This is a genomic window from Domibacillus sp. A3M-37 (genome assembly GCF_024213455.1).
In the GTDB taxonomy this organism is placed as follows: Bacteria; Bacillota; Bacilli; order Bacillales; family Domibacillaceae; genus Domibacillus; species Domibacillus tundrae.
The window spans coordinates 243,216-262,310 of sequence record NZ_JANAVL010000004.1 but is presented as its reverse complement, the minus strand read 5'-3'; the positions used below and the strand labels follow the sequence as shown (position 1 = coordinate 262,310).

At 45.0% G+C, this 19,095-nt stretch carries 19 protein-coding genes and 1 other annotated feature; of the genes, 1 reads left to right on the top strand and 18 read right to left on the bottom strand.

Annotation, left to right across the window (positions count from 1 at the left end; all coding sequences use genetic code 11):
• Window positions 1–3 precede the first annotated feature (3 nt).
• From NLX67_RS09645 to cymR, 13 genes are all read right to left on the bottom strand, one after another.
• Window positions 4–933, bottom strand: coding sequence for a peptidase U32 family protein (locus NLX67_RS09645; RefSeq protein ID WP_254311563.1), 930 nt, complete (start codon window positions 931–933; stop codon window positions 4–6).
• The gene (locus NLX67_RS09640) at window positions 930–1,577 is read right to left on the bottom strand and encodes an O-methyltransferase (protein WP_254311562.1); all 648 of its coding nucleotides are present in this window, start codon (window positions 1,575–1,577) and stop codon (window positions 930–932) included. Before NLX67_RS09640 ends, NLX67_RS09645 begins: the two co-directional genes overlap by 4 nt.
• A 112-nt stretch (window positions 1,578–1,689) precedes the next feature.
• Entirely contained in the window at window positions 1,690–2,793 is a 1,104-nt protein-coding gene (mltG, locus tag NLX67_RS09635) for an endolytic transglycosylase MltG (protein WP_254311561.1), read from the bottom strand.
• 374 nt (window positions 2,794–3,167) lie between these two features.
• On the bottom strand, window positions 3,168–3,455 hold the full coding sequence (locus NLX67_RS09630; protein ID WP_254311560.1) for a DUF1292 domain-containing protein: 288 nt from the start codon (window positions 3,453–3,455) through the stop codon (window positions 3,168–3,170).
• A 16-nt stretch (window positions 3,456–3,471) separates the two neighbouring features.
• Window positions 3,472–3,888, bottom strand: coding sequence for a Holliday junction resolvase RuvX (ruvX, locus tag NLX67_RS09625; protein WP_254311559.1), 417 nt, complete (start codon window positions 3,886–3,888; stop codon window positions 3,472–3,474).
• A complete protein-coding gene (locus NLX67_RS09620) occupies window positions 3,885–4,160 on the bottom strand; it encodes an IreB family regulatory phosphoprotein (protein ID WP_046178720.1) in 276 nt (91 codons plus the stop codon). The genes ruvX and NLX67_RS09620 overlap by 4 nt, the downstream gene beginning before the upstream one ends.
• Before the next feature lie 80 nt (window positions 4,161–4,240).
• Window positions 4,241–6,871, bottom strand: coding sequence for an alanine--tRNA ligase (gene alaS, locus NLX67_RS09615; protein WP_254311584.1), 2,631 nt, complete (start codon window positions 6,869–6,871; stop codon window positions 4,241–4,243).
• Between the two features lie 64 nt (window positions 6,872–6,935).
• Window positions 6,936–7,144: a binding site (T-box leader), on the bottom strand.
• Between the two features lie 52 nt (window positions 7,145–7,196).
• The gene (locus NLX67_RS09610; protein WP_172645519.1) at window positions 7,197–7,364 is read right to left on the bottom strand and encodes a hypothetical protein; all 168 of its coding nucleotides are present in this window, start codon (window positions 7,362–7,364) and stop codon (window positions 7,197–7,199) included.
• A 47-nt stretch (window positions 7,365–7,411) separates the two neighbouring features.
• Window positions 7,412–9,778 carry an SF1B family DNA helicase RecD2 gene (gene recD2, locus NLX67_RS09605; protein ID WP_254311583.1) on the bottom strand — a complete coding sequence of 789 codons (2,367 nt, stop codon included), beginning with the start codon at window positions 9,776–9,778 and terminating at the stop codon, window positions 7,412–7,414.
• An 18-nt stretch (window positions 9,779–9,796) separates the two neighbouring features.
• On the bottom strand, window positions 9,797–10,453 hold the full coding sequence (locus NLX67_RS09600; RefSeq protein ID WP_254311558.1) for a tetratricopeptide repeat protein: 657 nt from the start codon (window positions 10,451–10,453) through the stop codon (window positions 9,797–9,799).
• A 72-nt stretch (window positions 10,454–10,525) separates the two neighbouring features.
• Window positions 10,526–11,638: a tRNA 2-thiouridine(34) synthase MnmA gene (mnmA, locus tag NLX67_RS09595; RefSeq protein ID WP_254311557.1), complete on the bottom strand. Its 1,113-nt coding sequence runs from the start codon at window positions 11,636–11,638 to the stop codon at window positions 10,526–10,528.
• 15 nt (window positions 11,639–11,653) lie between these two features.
• Window positions 11,654–12,787, bottom strand: a complete 1,134-nt coding sequence (locus NLX67_RS09590) for a cysteine desulfurase family protein (RefSeq protein WP_254311556.1) — start codon at window positions 12,785–12,787, stop codon at window positions 11,654–11,656.
• A 12-nt stretch (window positions 12,788–12,799) separates the two neighbouring features.
• Window positions 12,800–13,219 (bottom strand): cysteine metabolism transcriptional regulator CymR, encoded by a 420-nt coding sequence (gene cymR / locus NLX67_RS09585; RefSeq protein WP_046178715.1) that lies wholly within the window; start codon window positions 13,217–13,219, stop codon window positions 12,800–12,802.
• A gap of 130 nt (window positions 13,220–13,349) precedes the next feature.
• Between cymR and NLX67_RS09580 the strand changes: the two genes are divergently transcribed.
• Entirely contained in the window at window positions 13,350–14,630 is a 1,281-nt protein-coding gene (locus tag NLX67_RS09580) for a replication-associated recombination protein A (RefSeq protein ID WP_082091449.1), read from the top strand.
• 310 nt (window positions 14,631–14,940) lie between these two features.
• Here the strand turns inward: NLX67_RS09580 and NLX67_RS09575 are convergent, their stop codons facing one another.
• From NLX67_RS09575 to NLX67_RS09555, 5 genes are all read right to left on the bottom strand, one after another.
• Window positions 14,941–15,888 carry an ABC transporter permease gene (locus NLX67_RS09575; protein ID WP_254311555.1) on the bottom strand — a complete coding sequence of 316 codons (948 nt, stop codon included), beginning with the start codon at window positions 15,886–15,888 and terminating at the stop codon, window positions 14,941–14,943.
• Window positions 15,888–16,811: an ABC transporter ATP-binding protein gene (locus tag NLX67_RS09570; RefSeq protein WP_254311554.1), complete on the bottom strand. Its 924-nt coding sequence runs from the start codon at window positions 16,809–16,811 to the stop codon at window positions 15,888–15,890. Before NLX67_RS09570 ends, NLX67_RS09575 begins: the two co-directional genes overlap by 1 nt.
• Window positions 16,789–16,962 carry a hypothetical protein gene (locus NLX67_RS09565; RefSeq protein WP_156153954.1) on the bottom strand — a complete coding sequence of 58 codons (174 nt, stop codon included), beginning with the start codon at window positions 16,960–16,962 and terminating at the stop codon, window positions 16,789–16,791. Before NLX67_RS09565 ends, NLX67_RS09570 begins: the two co-directional genes overlap by 23 nt.
• Window positions 16,963–16,978: 16 nt before the next feature.
• A complete protein-coding gene (locus NLX67_RS09560) occupies window positions 16,979–18,220 on the bottom strand; it encodes an EAL and HDOD domain-containing protein (protein WP_254311553.1) in 1,242 nt (413 codons plus the stop codon).
• 107 nt (window positions 18,221–18,327) lie between these two features.
• Window positions 18,328–19,089, bottom strand: a complete 762-nt coding sequence (locus NLX67_RS09555) for a tRNA threonylcarbamoyladenosine dehydratase (protein WP_046178711.1) — start codon at window positions 19,087–19,089, stop codon at window positions 18,328–18,330.
• Window positions 19,090–19,095: the final 6 nt, after the last annotated feature.

Below are 19,095 nucleotides of genomic sequence, written 5' to 3'. Positions count from 1 at the left end.
TTATTAATAAACCGTCTCTTTAAAGAAAAATCCTGAATCGAGTGGACGATGTTCTTGCTGCAGTGCTTCTGCCGCTTGGAGTAATTGCTCTTTTTCATCCTCGTATTGGTCCGGATTGTCGATGCACAAGTCAATTGCTTTCCGGTATAGTTTCGTCACTTCAATTCGATAGGCTTCCGTTTGAAGAACGCCATCGATTTTAAACGAGTCAATACCAGCGTCCACCATATCCTGCAGTTCATCGATAATACACATATCGTTGGGACTCATGATGTGTGTACCATTGATATCTTCATATATCGGGTATTTATTGCTTCGTTCCTCATCATGAAGCAGCATGTTTTGCGTGCCTTGACGTTTTTCAATTTCCATATTGTTGCCCATGTATTCAAAATAATGGCCTAAAAGCGGACGCTTAGACTGGAACATACATGTCATCCCATGAACTTGCACTTCAATTTGAACTTCTGCATGTTCTTTCATTTCAATAATTGCATCCATGCTTAGTTCGCGTGCCAATACCGCGCGGACAGCGCCGCGCCTGCCCCAATAATTCGCTGTATAATAGTTCGTTGCAATCGTTTCGGGACTCCAGTGCAGCGGGAATCCAGGCGTAGTTTCTCTAACCGCCATAATCACAGCCGGATCTCCGAATACAAGCGCATCCGCCCCTGTCTCTTTTACAAAGGCTACGTAGTCATCCAGCTCATTCGCAATCTGGTTATGAAAAATCGCATTAACAGCGACATATACTTTTTTCCCGTATTCCTGTGCAAGCGTGACAGCTTCGTTAATCTGCTCACGATTAAATTCTCCAGCGAGACGCAAGCCGTACCGCTGCTCGCCAATTAAAAATGCATCAGCTCCTGCTTCTATTTGTTTCTTTATTTCGTCGACGCTGCCCGGCGTCACGAGTAGTTCGGGTTTATTCATTTTTCTTCACTCCGTTTTATGCTGATGGCAATTCCGTCGCCGGATGGAATAATGGATGTATCATATCCAGGATGGGCCATAAGCCATTGATTGTAATCGGTAATTTTCTGCACCATTTTTTCAATCCGTTTTGTGGGCGCATCAACTCCCGCGGCATACCCTTTAAACAACACGTTATCTGAATAAATGACGCCGCCTTGTTTAAGCATAGGGGCGTACAATTCAAAAAAGCGGCGGTACTGCCCTTTTGCCGCATCAATAAAGATGGCATCAAACGGTCCGTCTTCCGCTGCTTTTTCCGCCAGTTCAAGCGCATCGCCAAATAAAATATGAATACGGTCTTGATCACCTGACCGGCTAATATATTGATTGGCTTTTTCAAATCGGTCTTCGTCGCGCTCTAGTGTTGTCACACGCAGCCCTGGAACAGCCGCGGTCATTCGAAGAGCGGAATAGCCAATTGCTGTGCCAATTTCAAGCAGCCGCGCGGGATTTTGCAGCTTCAGGACGGCCAGCAGCGTGTCTATTCCGACTGGTTCCATAATCGGCACACGATGCTCGGCTGCGTACTGCTCCATCTCGTCGAGCAAGCCTTCCCGCGGCGTTAAAAGTGATTCAATATAGTCATGTATGTCGTCTTTCATAGTAAACATACCCTCTTTTCTAAGAAAAAGAGAAAGCTATAAAAGCTTTCCCGTGTCTTCATGTGCCCGAATTATTTTATCATAGAAATTACAGAAAAGCCATGTGCGCTTTCTATTGATTGTTCGTAATATATTTTGCTTTTAACTTATTATGTTCATCGAGGGTTTTTGAATAGTACACGTCTCCTGCCGGTGAAGCAAGGAAGTAAAGGAACTCAGTCCGCTCCGGCGCAAGCACTGCTTCCATCGAATCAATACCGCTGTTACCGATCGGTCCCGGTGTCAGTCCTTTCACCTGGTAGGTGTTATAAGGAGAATCCACTTTTAAGTCTGCATACAAAACACGGTCTTTATGCTCGCCGTGTGCGTATAACACCGTCGGGTCTGTTTGCAGCGGCATATTCACCTTCATCCGGTTATAAAAAACGCTGGCAATTTTTTTACGGTCTGTTTTCCCCGTTGCTTCTTCTTCAACGAGTGAAGAAAACGTTAAAAATTCATGAACGGTCATGCCGGACGCTTTAATTTGTTCTGAATAGCGCTGTACAATCTCATCCGTTTTCGCGATCATTTCTTCAGCAATCTCTTCAACCGGCTTCTGAGTATCTACAACGTCATATGTTGCCGGATATAAATATCCTTCCAGCGGATAACGAATGTTTTCACCGAGGACGGCTTTTGTAACAAGCGCTGGATGATCTGCCATCATTTTTTCCACAAAAGCTTTGTCATTCAATACAGCAAGGACTTCTTCTGCTGTACGATCTGTTTCAGAAGCGATTATCTCGGCAATTTGCGTGAGCTGGTAGCCTTCCGGAATTGCTATTGCTCCATCTAGTGATCCTATGACTTTTCCTTCCTTTAACGAAGCCATGATAGCATCCGGTGTCATTGAAGGAGAAAGGACGTATTCACCTGCCTGAAAATCGCCTTCTCCTTTATACTTCACATAATATTTAAACAGTGTGGCATTTTTCACAATTCCATTATCTTCAAGCGTCTGAGAAATGAATGATAAGCTCGAGCCGAGCGGAATGGATATCCCCACTTCTTCCTTACTTCCAGCATCAGCTGGCTCAGACGCACTTTGCCATATGTAATAGGCTCCCGCTGCGCCGGCCGCTGCCAACAGCAAAAATAAAAAAAACACAATTAAAATAGCCCTTTTCAGCCGCCTTTTTCGTCCTGAAGCCGGCGGAAAAACATTATTCGACATAAAAATCCCCTTTCGACACCATCTTTCTTTTTTATAGTATACAAGAATGATGCAAAAAGAAAAGCGAAAGACGCCCGTTTATCGGTGACAAGCATAAGAATAGCACTGGCGGAGGCGCTTTTTGCTTCCAGAAGCGCTTGGCTTGACGCCGGATAAACAGAACAAAAGCTTAAGAACGCGGCATCGTGCCGCCGCGCTTCAAAGCCGCCACGTCCTATGCCATTCGTCCGACTAGCTCATCCAGATCGTCGCAACGCTTTTGTGACCCACATCGTGTGGACCTCGATGACGTCTGGAGCTGGACAAAATTCTGAAACATACACTTTCTTTCAAAAAAAAGAACAGGCGCTTATAATATCGCCTGTTCTCTCTATTTACTCTTGTTCTTCGTCGTCAAGGAACGTATTGAGCATTTCTTCAATCATTTCCCATTCTTCATCTGTTTCGATGGGCTCAAGCTCGCCATCTTCTCCTTCATCTTTTGGAGTGAAAGATGATGCATGAATTTCAATTTCTTCATTATCATCTTCTTCCGCACCTACCGGGAAGTAAAGAACGTATGATTTATCAAATTCATCGTTGTGAAAGGTAAACAATACTTCACAAAGCTGTTCATTGCCGTTTTCATCAATTACTGTAATTTGCTTTTCGCCATGTTCCATTATGATGGTCACCTCATTATTTTTGACTGTCGAGATATCCTTGCAAAATCATCATCGCAGCCATTTTATCAATTACTTTTTTACGCTTTTTCCGGCTGACATCTGCGTCTATTAGCACCCGTTCCGCCGCCATCGTTGTCAATCTTTCGTCCCAAAGAACAGCCGGCAGGCTGAACGTTTCCTCGAGAAGGCCTGCAAACATTTTTGCGGCTTCTCCTCTGGGCCCTACTGTATTATTCATGTTTTTCGGAAAACCGACAACAAATCTGCTCACTTCATGCTCCCGCACAAGTTCGCCGATTCGGCCAAGACCAAATTCACCTGCTGCCTCGTTAATTTTTATTGTCTCAATGCCCTGCGCTGTCCAGCCGAATGCATCGCTAATCGCAATGCCCACTGTTTTCGTGCCGGCGTCAAGGCCCATTGTTCTCATGATGTTGGTTCCTCCTGCTGTTCTTTCAGGTACGTTTTGACAAGCTCCTCAATAATTTCATCCCGTTCAAGCCGGCGGATTAAATTTCGCGCATCGTTATGGCGCGGGATATAGGCCGGGTCTCCAGAAAGCAAATAACCAACAATTTGATTGATTGGATTATACCCTTTTTCCTCCAGTGCGCTATGAACTTTCAGCAGCACTTCTTTTACATTTTCATCATACGGCTCTTGCGGAAAATTAAAACGCATTGTCTTGTCAAAAGAACTCACTGTCAGCACCTCACTTCAGGCGGATATTGAATGCCCGCTTCTGTACGATATGTTTCATTGTACAACAAATGACAACATATTCAAATGGATTTCACCCATTCAACGGCAATTTGTAACGCTTCGTCGATTTTCGATGGATCTTTTCCGCCTGCCTGTGCCATATCCGGACGGCCTCCGCCGCCTCCGCCAAGGCATCCGGCCACTTCTTTTATCAGTTTGCCGGCATGGAAGCCTTTTTCCGTTAAATCACCTGTGACGGCTGTGACCACATTCACTTTTCCATCTGCGGCCGCAATCAACACGATCACACCCGGTGTTACTTTTTGTTTTAATTCATCTGCCATTGTACGAAGTGCATTCATATCCGCAGCCTGGACATTCACCGCAAGAAGCTGCACACCATTGACGTTTTCAATTTTATCTGTAAGGCTTCCTGCTTCTATATTTGACAATTTTTTTGAAAGTGATTCATTTTCACGCTGCAGCTCACGCATTTCTGCCTGCAGGCTGTCCGCTTTCACCAAAATGTCTTTCGGATTTGATTTTAATTTCGCTGCTGCTTCTTTTAATACATTTGCCTGCTCATTCAAATACCGGAACGCTCCTTCGCCCGTTACCGCTTCGATACGGCGTGTACCAGCACCAATTCCGCTTTCAGACAGTACTTTAAACAGGCCAATCTCCGCTGTATTGACGACATGGCATCCGCCGCAAAGCTCAAGGCTGTAATCGCCGACGGATACGACACGGACGATATCGCCATACTTTTCGCCAAACAATGCCATCGCGCCCATTGCTTTCGCATCGGCAATTGGTTTAAACGCCGTTTCTACTGCAATTCCCTGCCAAATTTTTTCGTTAACAATCGTTTCGACCTGAGCCATTTCATCAGCGGTCACTTGCCCAAAATGTGAAAAGTCAAAGCGAAGACGATCCTGTTCTACAAGTGATCCTGCCTGATTTACGTGTGTACCGAGCACATCTTTCAATGCTTGATGCATTAAATGTGTTGCCGTGTGATTTTTAATAATTTTGCCGCGTGATAATACGTCTACTTTTGCCGTTACACTGCTTTTTGCTGTAAGCGTGCCACTTTCCACAATAGCATTGTGTACGTTTTGTCCATTTGGCGCTTTTTGTACATCTTTAACAACGACTCGTGCTGTCTCAGACTCTAATACGCCTTTATCGGCAATTTGACCGCCGCTTTCTGCATAAAATGGTGTTTCTTTCAAAATAAATTGAATTTCTTCACCTTCGTGTGCTTCGTCGGCAAACGCCCCATCTTTTATCAAAACTGCTACGGTCGTCTCAACCGTTAGCCGGTCATACGTAAACGTACTTTCCTCTGTCACAGACGACAAGACGCCGCCCTGCACCTGCATCGAATCTGTATCTTGGCGAGCGGCACGCGCGCGGTCACGCTGCTGCTTCATTTCACGCTCGAATCCGGCCTGGTCTGCTTTCATGCCTTCTTCTTCCGCATATTCCTCCGTCAGTTCAACCGGGAAGCCATACGTATCATATAAACGGAAAATATCGGCGCCATCAATCGTGTCTGAACCAGCTGCTTTCGCTTTTTCAATCACAGAAGAAAGAATGGACAGTCCTTCGTTTAATGTTTCATGGAAACGTTCTTCTTCGTTTTTAATGACTTTTTGAATAAAAGCTGTTTTTTCTGTCACTTCCGGATAATAATCGTTCATTACTTCGCCAACGACCGGCACAAGCTCGTACATAAATGGACGGTTAATGCCGATTTGTTTTGCGTAACGAACCGCTCGGCGAAGCAGACGGCGCAAAACGTAGCCGCGTCCTTCATTTGATGGAAGTGCCCCGTCACCAATCGCAAAAGCAACAGTCCGAATGTGGTCCGCAATGACTTTAAAGGCGGTATCTTTTTCGTCATTCACCCGGTACTGTTCACCGGAAAGACGTTCTGTTTCACGAATGATCGGCATAAATAAGTCCGTATCAAAGTTGGTTGGCACATTTTGAACAACAGAAGCCATCCGCTCAAGACCCATGCCCGTATCAATATTTTTCTTTGGAAGCGGTGTGTATGTGCCGTCCGGGTTATGGTTAAACTCAGAGAATACAAGATTCCAGACTTCTAAATACCGATCATTTTCACCGCCCGGGTACAATTCCGGATCATTTCCATCAGCGCCATATTCCACGCCGCGGTCATAGAAAATTTCTGTGTTAGGTCCAGATGGCCCTTCTCCGATATCCCAGAAGTTTCCTTCTAAACGGATGATACGCTCATCCGGTACACCCACTTCGTTTTTCCAAATGAGATACGCTTCTTCATCTTCAGGGTGAATTGTGACCGATAGTTTTTCTGGATCAAATCCGATCCATTTTTCACTCGTTAAAAATTCCCAGGCCCAGTGAATTGCTTCTGTTTTAAAGTATTCACCAATTGAAAAATTGCCGAGCATTTCAAAAAATGTATGGTGGCGTGCTGTTTTGCCGACGTTTTCAATATCGTTCGTCCGGATCGATTTTTGTGCATTTGTAATACGCGGGTTATCCGGGATAATCCGCCCGTCAAAATATTTTTTTAATGTGGCCACGCCGCTGTTGATCCAAAGCAGGCTCGCATCATCAATTGGTACAAGTGGAGCGCTCGGCTCAACCCGATGCCCTTTTTCCTGGAAAAATTCTAAATAGAGGCGGCGAATATCCGCACCCGTTAATGCTTTCATCATAAAATCCTCCTTAAAATATGTATCGTACCGAAAAAAGACAGCAAAAAAAGCCCCATCCCCTAACAGGGACGAAGCTTGTTCGCGGTACCACCCTGATTGCCAATTCTTACATAAGAATTCGCCTCTCAAACGCCTTAACGCGGCAGACGGCAGTAATTGCTGCACTCAGGACCCAGCTTTCCATCATCCTTCATCCAAAATGTCTTCCAGCCAAGGACATTTCTCTCTTTGAATGGGCTATGATGTACTCTTGTCCTTCTTCGATTTGTCGAAATTCATATACCCGAATTATAAAAAGGAATCAGGCGTTTGTCAATGTTGCTCACGACCATTCATCAAGCTGTATAAGCGACCCGTCTTCTTCTACTTGGTGAATAACAAGACCGCCTTCTAGTTCCGACATTTCCACGCAGCAGTCATGACAGTAATAATGATCGGAGCCGATTCGACCTACTTCCCGGCTTCCGCAGTTCGGACATGATTGCATCATGATCCCTCCTGTTGTTTTTCCATCAGTATGTACGAATCGCCTGCTTTTTATACTGCCATGAAATCGTATGGAGTAACGCCTTCCATGCCGATCATCGGATCGACCGCCATCCATGTGTCTTCTGTTAATTTCTCATTCGGCTTACTCGTTGTTTCTTCCGCTGAAAGACGTTCAGCGAGCGCCGTTTTCCGAATTAAATCATCATTCCGGCTAATGCCAATATTAAACGCTTCTTCTTCCCCGCACAAAATCAAAAATTGCTTGCTTCTCGTAATCGCTGTGTAGAGCAAGTTCCGTCTCAACATCCGGTAGTAGCTTTTGACAACCGGCAAAATAACAATTGGAAATTCGCTTCCCTGCGATTTATGAATCGAACAGCAGAACGCATGCGTAATCTGATTTAAATCATTCCGGGTGTATGTCACTTCATTTCCTTCATACGAAACAATGACCATGTCTTCTTTTTCGGTATTTTCTTTCGCATAAAAAATTGAAATAATTTCACCAATATCTCCATTAAACACATTTTGTTCCGGCTGGTTCACGAGCTGCAGTACTTTGTCGCCAATCCGGTATTTAACGGATCCAAAAGGTAATTCTTTTCGGCGGCCATCTTCGTTTGGATTGAGGACTTGCTGCAGCACTTCGTTTAATTTGTCGATGCCGGCAGGTCCTTTATACATGGGCGCCAGCACTTGAATGTCCCGCGTCTCGTATCCTTTTCCGGCGGCGTTTTTCACCACTTTTTTGATAACATCCGGAATTTGGCTGGTTCCACACCTGATAAACGAGCGGTCTTTTTGGGGAGCAGTCAGCGTCTCGGGAACGAAGCCATCTTTAATACTGTGCGCGAGGCTGATGATGGAAGAGCCTTCTTCCTGCCGGTAAATATCTGTCAGCCGCACAGAAGGAATCGTTTTTGACGCAAGCATGTCTTTCAACACCTGGCCTGGACCGACTGACGGAAGCTGGTCTTCATCGCCGACTAATATTACCTGCATATCGTCCGGTACCGCTTTAAACAGCTGATGCGCCAGCCAAATATCGACCATCGAGGTTTCATCTACAATTAACAGCCGGCCGCTGACCGCATTGCCTTCCTCTTCTGGCTCTTCCTGTCCATTAAAACCAAGCAGCCGGTGGATCGTGACGGCGGGAAGGCCAGTCGATTCCATCATCCGCTTCGCTGCACGCCCGGTCGGCGCACAAAGCTTAATGGGAAATGGATCGTCCTTGTCATACTTTTTCGGATCAAGCGACAACCCGTGCAGCTCACCGTATAACTCAACAATGCCTTTAATAACAGTTGTCTTCCCAGTACCAGGTCCACCGGTTAAAATCATCAGAGGCGACGCAAGCGCGGTTTGAATCGCCTGCTTTTGCGACGGCGCATACGCAATGCCTGTCCGATCCTCGAGTTCCCCTAGCGCCAGCAAAAATTCCGATTCCGGGAACGAGTGTGGTTCCTGTTCGAGGACACGCTGTATGTTTGTGACAAGCCCTTTTTCCGAAAAATAAAGAGACGGCATATACACACGCTGCTCTTCCCCGGATACCTTTCCTTCTTCCTCGAGCTCAATCAGCCGGGTGGCAATCGTGTCAAACTCAGCCGTGCCGTTTGCACTTTTATCAAGCAGCTCTTTTACACTGCTTAATAACTCTTCCGCTTCCGCATAACAGTGTCCGTCTTGCAGGCACTGCTTTTCAAGCGAATACAATATCGCTGCTTTCAGCCGATCCGGATGGGCGCCGCTAATGCCGATCTGCGCGCCAATCTCATCCGCCCGGACAAAGCCGATCCCTTCAATATCTTCTACCAGCCGATACGGGTTTTCCTGAATGACATTCAGTGACTCTTCGTAATACATTTGGTAAATTTTCATCGACAGCTGCGGACCGAATCCAAATTCATTTAACGTGACCATAATTTGTTCAAGTCCCTGATGCTTCATGAGCGTTTCGTGTAAGACGTCCGCTTTTTCTGCCGGCAGGCGCGGCACTTTTTTTAAACAGCTTTTGTCGGCAATAATTTTTGAAATCGCCTGTTCACCGAGCGTTTCGACGATTGATTCAGCTGTTTTTTTGCCTATGCCTTTAAATAAATCACCGGATAAATACGCAATCAGGCCCTGTTTAGTCTGCGGCATTTCTTTTTGGGCCGTGCGGGCGATAAACTGCCGGCCAAACCGGGGATGGTCTTTAAAATGACCGTTGAATATGTACATTTCATGCTCATGAACCGCCGGAAAATACCCGGTGACCACCGCTTCTTTTTCTTCGTACTTTCCGTCAGTTTCGGCGACACGGACGCGAAGAACGGTATAGAAGTTTTCATTGTTCCGGAAAATCGTGACAATATGCCGGCCTTTTAAAAACTGCTCCCCTTCTGTGAATAAATCCCGTTTTTCCTGCATCACGCCGTTCACCTCCGCTTAGTTTGCAGCATCCAATAATTTTTTCCCGTAGCCTGCGAGCATGTGGTCCGGCTGAATGTCAAGCGCGCGGTCAAAATAGCTATGCGCTTTCTCCGGCTGCTCATAGTGCCCTGCATATAAAACGCCTAAATTATAAAATGCATCCGCATGAGCCGGATCCTGGCTGATCACGACTTGCAGATTTTTTTCCGCTTCTTCATATTGCTCGGTTTTTGCCAAAGCGAGCGCAAATTGAAAACGCGCTTCCACATCGTCCCCATTCAGCTCAACCGCACGCATCAAATAAGGGAGCGCCATGACGGTCTGATCCAAATATAAGAAAGACAGCCCCAGCATAAAATACGCATCCGCTTCTTCCATGCCGTTCCGAATCGCTTTTTCAAATGACTGCGCCGATTCTTCAAACCGTTCCTGACCAAAATAAAACGAGCCGAGTGCATAATGGGCTGCACTTGAAGAGTGATCGACCTCCACCGCTTTTTCATAAAACTTCAATGCCCGCTCTGTATCGTTCATTTCAGCAAGTACATGCCCAAAATTAATATACGCGGCCGGATCCTGCGGTTTTTCTTCTATTTGTTCGGTAAAAAGCTTTAACGCTTCTTCCCATTTTCCTTCTTGTAATAATTCAATGCCTTGCTGATTTTTATCCATATGCCGCCTCCGTTTATTTTTTTCTATTATAACAAAGAAATCCGCCCCACGTGTAGAGGGAGCGGACCGCATTCAGCCTACATATTCAAGCTGTTTGTTTTCTTTGTACACTTTATCGATTGTACCGCCGCCCAGGCATATGTCCCCATCATACAGAACGACTGCCTGACCCGGTGTAATGGCGCGGACCGGTTCGTCAAAGACGATATGTGCCGTGCCGTCTCCTGTTTGCGTAATCGTTACGCCCGTGTCCGCCTGACGGTAGCGGAATTTCGCTGTACAATGAAACGTTTCTGGCATTGATTCATTTGTCGTAAAGCCAACTTGCACCGCATCCAGCGAATCCGAATAAAGCGTTTCATGATGGAACCCTTGTACCACATACAGCTCATTCGTTTCCAAATTTTTGCCGCCGACAAACCAAGGCTCGCCGCTTCCGCCGATGCCAAGACCATGACGCTGACCGATTGTATAGTACATTAACCCATCATGGCGGCCCATTTTGCGGCCGTCAAACGTGACCATATCGCCGGGCTGTGCTGGTAAATACTGCCCTAAAAATCCTTTAAAGTTTCGCTCACCGATAAAACAAATACCAGTGGAATCTTTTTTCGCTGCTGTGGCCAAGCCCGCTTCTGCCGCAATTTCACGAACCCGTTTTTTCTCAAGCTCCCCGATTGGAAACATGACTTTATCCAGCTGGCTTTGCGACAGCTGATTTAAAAAGTACGTCTGGTCTTTATTATTGTCAACGCCGCGGAGCATTTTTACTTCGCTGCCCGCCCGGTCAATCCGCGCATAATGTCCTGTCGCCAAATAATCAGCTCCGAGCTTCATCGCATGATCAAGAAATGCTTTAAATTTAATTTCTTTATTACACATGACGTCCGGATTCGGTGTCCGGCCTGCTTTATATTCATCTAAAAAATACGTAAACACTTTATCCCAGTACTGCTTTTCAAAATTGACCGCATAATACGGAATGCCAATTTGATTGCAGACACGAATGACATCATCATAATCTTCCGTTGCCGTGCAGACGCCAAATTCGTCAGTATCATCCCAGTTTTTCATAAAGATGCCGACTACGTCATACCCTTGCTGCTTTAAAAGAAGCGCCGCAACTGAAGAATCAACGCCGCCTGACATACCGACTACAACACGGGTGTCTTTCGGTGCTTTCATTTCTTCATCCTCTTTCTATAAAAGCCGCTTTGCGATTTCCGCTGTTTTAAGCGCGGCTTGTTCGATTTGTTCTTTTGTATTATTCAGCCCAAAACTAAATCGGATCGATGAACGCAGTTTTTCTGAATCCGCTCCAAACATGGCCGTCAAGACGTGTGAGGGCTCAATAGACCCTGCTGTGCAGGCTGATCCGCTTGATGCCGCAATGCCTGCCATATCGAGATTCACTAAAAACGCTTCGACGTCCGTTCCGGGAAAAAACAAGTTTAGCACATGCGGCAGCGATTGTTCAACTTTGCCGTTCGAGGAAAAAGAAGCGCCATTTTGCGCAAGTGTATCCATGAAAAGCTGCTTCATTTCAGTGTAGCGGGCAGCCCGTTCTTCACGTGTGTTTTCTGCAATTTCCGCCGCTGCCGCCACTCCCGCAATCGCTGCTGTATTTTCAGTGCCTGCGCGCCGTTTACGCTCTTGTTCACCGCCGTATAAAATGGGCGCAAATGGTGTGCCAGGCTTCACAAAAAGTACCCCGATTCCTTTTGGTCCGTTAATTTTATGGCCGGATACAGCCAAAAAATCCACATTCAATTCTTTCACATCAATCGGCAAAATCCCATATGCCTGCACTGCATCGACATGAAACAGAGCTGGATGATCGGCAAGCAGCCGGCCAATATCATTAATTGGCTGGATAGCGCCTGTTTCATTATTTCCATACATAATGGAAACGAGAATGGTGTCATTACGAAGAGCTTTCTGCACGTCTGAAACCGAGACGAGGCCCTCTTCATTCACCGGCAAATACGTAACATCAAATCCGTCTTTTTGGAGCGCTTCGCACGCATGTAAAACAGCATGATGTTCAATAACTGATGTTATAATGTGACCAGACTTTTTGGAGCGCGCTGCCCCAAAAATCGCCATATTATCCGCTTCCGTGCCGCTTCCGGTGAAAATCACATCGTTAAATCCGGCGTTTATCGTTTTAGCGATGATCGTTCTCGCTTCATCGACAATCCGCCGCGAATCACGTCCGAATGAATGAATACTCGACGGATTTCCGTATGTCTCAGTTAATACTGCCAGCATCGCTTCTCCTGCTTTCGGATGAACCGGCGATGTTGCCGCGTGATCTAAATAAATTCTTTCCATGCTGACACCTCGTTAAATATAATACATGTACGCATCTGATTCGTCGGCATCTGTGTGATTTGCCAAGTCATCAAGCGTTGTATTTTCCAAAACTCCTTTGATTGCTTCGCTGATTCGGATCCATAATTCACGTTTCGCCGGCTCTTCTTCTTCAATGCCTTCGACAAGGGTGATCGGTCCTTCAAGCACACGGATAATATCGCCTGCTGTAATTTCTTCCGGCTCATGCCCGAGCACGTAGCCGCCGTATGCGCCGCGGATGCTGCGAACAAATCCGGCATTCCGAAGCGGCGCAATTAATTGTTCCAGGTAATGCTCAGACAAATCATGCGCACCGGCGATCACGCGAAGAGACGTCGGTCCGTCCCCATGGCGTTTCGCTAATTCGATCATGATCGTCAGTCCATATCTTCCTTTAGTCGAAATTCTCATCTCTTTGTGCCCCTCTTCTCGTTTAATCCAATTGTTCGTATAGTATATCATTTTATATAGACAAAAAACATGCCGGAATACTTGGATTATGATACAGTGAATCAAAATGACCGAGAAAGAAGGAGTCAAAATGAAGCCGCTCGCCTACCGAATGAGACCGCGTACAATTGATGAAGTCGCCGGTCAGGAGCATTTGACCGGTGAAGGAAAAATCATTAGACGGATGACAGAAGCGAAAAAATTGTCTTCCATGATTTTGTATGGTCCGCCCGGCACCGGCAAAACGTCTATTGCCAGTGCGATTGCCGGTACGACTCAGTATGCATTTCGAACGTTAAACGCGGTTACAAGCAATAAAAAAGATATGGAGATTGTCGCTGCTGAAGCGAAAATGTCCGGCACCGTCATTTTACTTTTGGATGAAGTGCACCGTCTTGATAAAGCGAAACAGGATTATTTGTTGCCGTTTTTGGAAAACGGAATGATTATTTTAATCGGCGCAACAACAAGTAATCCCTACCATGCCATTAATCCGGCCATACGCAGCCGCTGCCAAATTTTCGAAGTAAAGCCGCTTGCGCCGGAATCGGTGAAAAAGCTTCTTAGCGAGGCTCTTTATGATGAAGATCGCGGTCTTGGTATATATAAGACAGAAATAACAGCTGAAGCGCTTGCTCACTTTGCCGAAGCATCCGGCGGCGACGTTCGCAGTTCGTTAAATGCACTTGAACTTGCGGTGACCTCCACGAAGCCAGATGAAAATGGGATCATCCACATTACACTCGAAACAGCTGAAGAATGCCTGCAGCAAAAAAGCTTCTCGCATGACAAAGACGGGGATGCCCACTATGACGTGCTGAGCGCTTTTCAAAAATCAATACGCGGAAGCGACGTGAACGCGGCTCTCCACTATTTAGCGCGGCTGATTGAAGCTGGAGATCTTGTCAGCATTGCCCGCCGCCTCGTTGTCATCGCGTATGAAGATATCGGCCTTGCCAGTCCCCAAGCCGGCGAGAGAACACTGTCAGCTGTTGAAGCAGCTGAGCGGCTCGGATTCCCCGAAGCACGCATTCCGCTCGCAAACGCGGTTGTGGAACTATGTTTGTCACCGAAATCCAATTCCGCTTATAAAGCGATTGATGCGGCGCTTGCGGACGTACGGGCTGGACGCGCTGGCGTTGTGCCGGCTCATTTAAAAGATGCCCACTACAAAAGTGCAGCTAAACTCGGCCGGGGTGTCGACTATCAATATCCGCACGATTTTGAAAGCGGCTGGGTAGCTCAGCAATATTTACCGGATACATTAAAGCGCAAGCGTTACTTTGAGCCGAAAACGACCGGTAAATTTGAGCAGGCACTGTCGGGTATATATGAAAAAATTGAAAATGGAAAAAAAGAAACACGCCAGTAGAAAATGCCGGCGTGTTTCTTTTTTTAAATTAAGGCTTTGTTAAATAATATTGTTGATAATCCTTCTATTCTAATATTAAGTTGAACAAAGATTCTTACTTTAGAAAACAGTGATTGTTTAGGCTGGTGCGTTTCGTATCGGTGCAAGGATGATCACCGATTTATTTTGGAAGCCATCCTGCCCAACAATCCCTTATGTGCGCAGGCATGAGTCGGTCCTGCGGAGGTTTTTGAACAGGGGTCGATATGTGAAGCCTGCCGGACTTCGCGTTCCACGGGCAGTGCGGCAGCTTCCTCGGCTGCGTCCGCTCTTATCCAGCAACATCGCGCTTTGCAAAGACGGTAAAAGCAAACAGTTGAAAGACAAGAAAGTAAATTAATAGCATAATGAGTGAAAAACTCATCGTCATCCCTTCAACCATCGCCGTTCCTGTTTCATACTGCAGCAAGTTTGTGTTGGCAAACAGAAGATATTTCGCCCACTCGTAACGCATAGACAAGATGTACGTGACGTTCGGTCCCATAAATAATAAAAACAATGAAATTCCAATGGCAAGCGAGCTGCTGCGGAAAACAGCAGAGATCATAAACGCCATTGTCGCCAAAATAAGGACCTCTACTGACTTCATGGCATAAAGCTTTACGAGGTAAAAAAGCATATTTTGCTCGACGACCTGCCCATTTACATATGCTAAATGAGCGGATTGACCTGAAAGACCGAACAGTGCCGCTCCAATGATAACTGAAAAAAGAAATAACATGCTAACTAAAAATAAACCGAACAAGACCACTGCCACATATTTTGAGAGGAGTATTTTAGAGCGGCTGATCGGCCTGATTAACAAAAGCTTGATCGTTCCCCACGTATATTCATTGGCCACGATTCCTCCTGCAACAACAATCATAAACAAACCGTCAACCTGAAGGAAGTCGCTCGCATTCTCGACAAATGACCACATATATTCAGACGTTTGAACCGGCACATTTTCTGTTAAACGATACTCATTAATCTCAATTTGCCCCTCAATATGTGCTCGTTGATCAGCCGTCATTTCCCGCTGATCATTTAGCTGCTGCGCATAAGCCGCATTTTCCGCCTGCACAACCTGCTTCCAATCCGGCTGTTCGGACTGTTTATTTTCTTCATATTTTGTTAACGCAGCAAATGCTGACACCATTAAAAGAAGAAGTCCAATCATCACGTACGTGCCGCGACGTTTAAACAGCTTGATCCACTCATTTGGAATAAGGAGAAACATTAGATAACCTCCCGTTTTTCAGTAATATCAAGGAATCGTTCTTCCAGTGACGTTGATACCTTTTTCACTTCATAAATCGCCAGACCTTTCCCCGTCAAGAAATGAATGATCGCGGGTATGTCTTCTTTTTCCGCTTCAAATGTGAGACAGTTCGCTGTTCGTGCCGGCTTGATATCCGAAAAGGCAGCTTTAATGTAGTTCAATGCGGCTTCTGCTTCTACATCATCCACCTCAATACTGTACGTATCCATCCCTTCATTCATCCAGCCACGAACAGATTGAACATCAATGAGCTTTCCTTTTTGTAAAATGCCGATCCGGTCACACATCATTTCCATTTCAGATAATAAATGACTTGACACGATGACGGCCATTCCTTCTTTTTCCGCCAGATTGCGAATGTACTGCCGGATTTCTTTAATGCCTGCTGGATCAAGCCCGTTTGTCGGTTCATCTAAAATAAGCACTTTCGGCCGGTGTAAAAGAGATTGTGCAATACCAAGCCGCTGACGCATTCCCAGTGAATATGTTTTCACTTTATCGTGAATCCGCTCTTCCAGTCCGACAAGTTTTACTACCTCATCCATTCGATTGCTGCTGATTCCTTTTTGCATGCGGGCAAATTGCTTTAAGTTGTCATACCCGCTCAAAAATTTATACATTTCCGGATTTTCAACAATGGCACCAATGTGCTGGATCGCCTTTTCAAATTCTGATTGAATGCTATGACCCGAGATGAAAATATCTCCTTCTGACAGCTTCATTAATCCGACCATCATGCGGATGGTTGTTGTTTTTCCAGCACCATTCGGCCCAAGAAAGCCAAACACTTCTCCTTCATGAATGTTGAAAGTTAAAGAATCAATGATTTTTCGGCCTTTAATTGTTTTTGTTACGTTTTCAAGCTGAATAACTGTCGTCATGATCATTCCCCTTTCCCACATTCATTTTCAGCCATTCTAAAATAGACAGCCCTTGTTTCTCTCTTACTTCCTCCACATTGCAGGATGCTGTAATTTTTCCTTTTTCTAAAAGAATAGCTTCCTCTAAAATCGCTTGCCAATCTTTTCCCATAAAAAAAGACTGTCCTTTAGTGGACAGTCTTCTCATTCATACTATTCGCCCACAGCCGGGCATCTTCATATATTTTTTGAATACTGGCTGCGTCCAGTTTCAGTTCATGTGATTTCAAGCGAATGATGTCCCAATTGACTTCATCCATTGCAATGACCAGCTCCAAATAAGGTGTAATAATGGTCTCATTTCCCATAAGCGTTTCGTTTACTTTATTAGACAATGGAATTTGAGTTAATACCTCTGAAATGCTGCGCTGCAAAAGGGCGTCTACAAGCGAAAACATACCCGCCAAAAAAAATTCAGCGACATTACCAGATTGTGTTTCTTTTGCCAATTGCTCACATGCTTTCGCTCGAAAAAGAGCTGATGTAATTAATTCTCTTGTTCTCCCTGGAAGATCGGCATGGATTTGTCTTAAAGCCAGCACATAGAGCCACTTTGTTAATTCGATAAAGCCAAGCATCATGATGGCCTGTTTAATCGATTTAATTTTGGATCGTGTACGTAAAGCAGGGGAATTAACGAGTTTCAATAAATGATACGAAAGGGCAACATCCCGCTCAATTAAATTGGTTACATCATCAATATCAATATCATCCGACTGTAATAGTTTTATTAAATGAAAATAAGACACGACATTTAGCGGCAGATTAGCCGAACGGATCAATTGCGGCTTCGAAAAAAAGTAGCCTTGAAACAATTTATAACCCGCTTTTTTTGCTTGTTCAAACTCTTCGCGTGTTTCGACTTTTTCCGCTAAAAGGGCAATATGAGGAAAGTTATTTTTTACTTTTTGCTCGATTGCCGACCGGTCTGCTGGCGTCGAATGCAGGAAATCGACTTTAATATACGTTGTCAACATAAACAGTTCATCATATAAATCCACTTCTTTTTGAATAACAAAATCATCAAGCGCGATTGAATATCCTTTCCATTTAAGCTGTCTGAGCGTATCAATGAGCTCCCGCGTAATTGGCACATCTTCAAGCACTTCAACAACAACGTATTGAGGACTGAAATTTTCGGCGACTTTTTGTTCAAGTAATGTTTTTGAGAAATTAATGAAACACGGATATCCTTGGGCGATTTTCTCTATACCTATTGTCACAAATGAATGAATCAGCACTTCAATTGTAGCCTGCTCATGAGGCACGTCCGGAAAAGCATTGATTTCACTGTTTCTATATAGCAGCTCATAAGCAAATACACGTTCTTGATTATCAAAAATAGGCTGTCGCGCCATAAATATGTCCATTTTTATTTACTCCGTTCAATGTTAATCAATGAAATTATATCAAAAAAACAGACATAAATTCCCATTTCTACAGAAAAAAGATCACCCTTTTAAAAGGATGATCTTTTCTAGTCATTTACACGTGTGATTTTTATGTCTTTTAAAATATCGCGAACAACATAGCTGGCTGCAATTAATCCTGCAACCGATGGAACAAATGCGTTGGAAGCTGGGGGCATTTTCGCCTTGCGGATTTCCGCGTCATCATTTCCGACCACCCGCCGTACATCTTCACGAATCACAATCGGGCTTTCATCCGAAAAAATGACCGGAATGCCTTTTTTGATGCCTTCTTTTCGTAAGCGCGTACGGATCACTTTTGCAAGTGGATCAGTATGCGTCTTGGAAATATCGGCTATTGTAAACCGGGTTGGATCCATTTTGTTGGCGGCGCCCATGCTTGAAATGATCGGGATTTCACGTTTTAAGCATTCCTTCATTAAATGAATCTTGTACGAAATGGTGTCAGACGCGTCGACAACGTAATCAAGACCATAGCTGAAAAATTCTTCATATGTTTCTTCTGTATAAAACATTTTCAGCGCGATCACTTCGCATTCCGGATTGATATCGGCAATCCGCTCTTTCATTAAATCTGCTTTTGGCTGGCCGACTGTAGATAAAAGTGCGGGCAGCTGGCGGTTAATATTTGTAATATCGATTACATCTTTATCAACCAAAATTAAACGTCCCACACCGGAACGGGCAAGTGCTTCAGCAGAAAACGAGCCGACACCGCCGATCCCGAGAACGGCAACAGTTGTATTTTTTAATAAGTTAAGGCCTTCTTGTCCAAAGGCGAGTTCATTGCGGGAAAATTGATGAAGCATATGAAA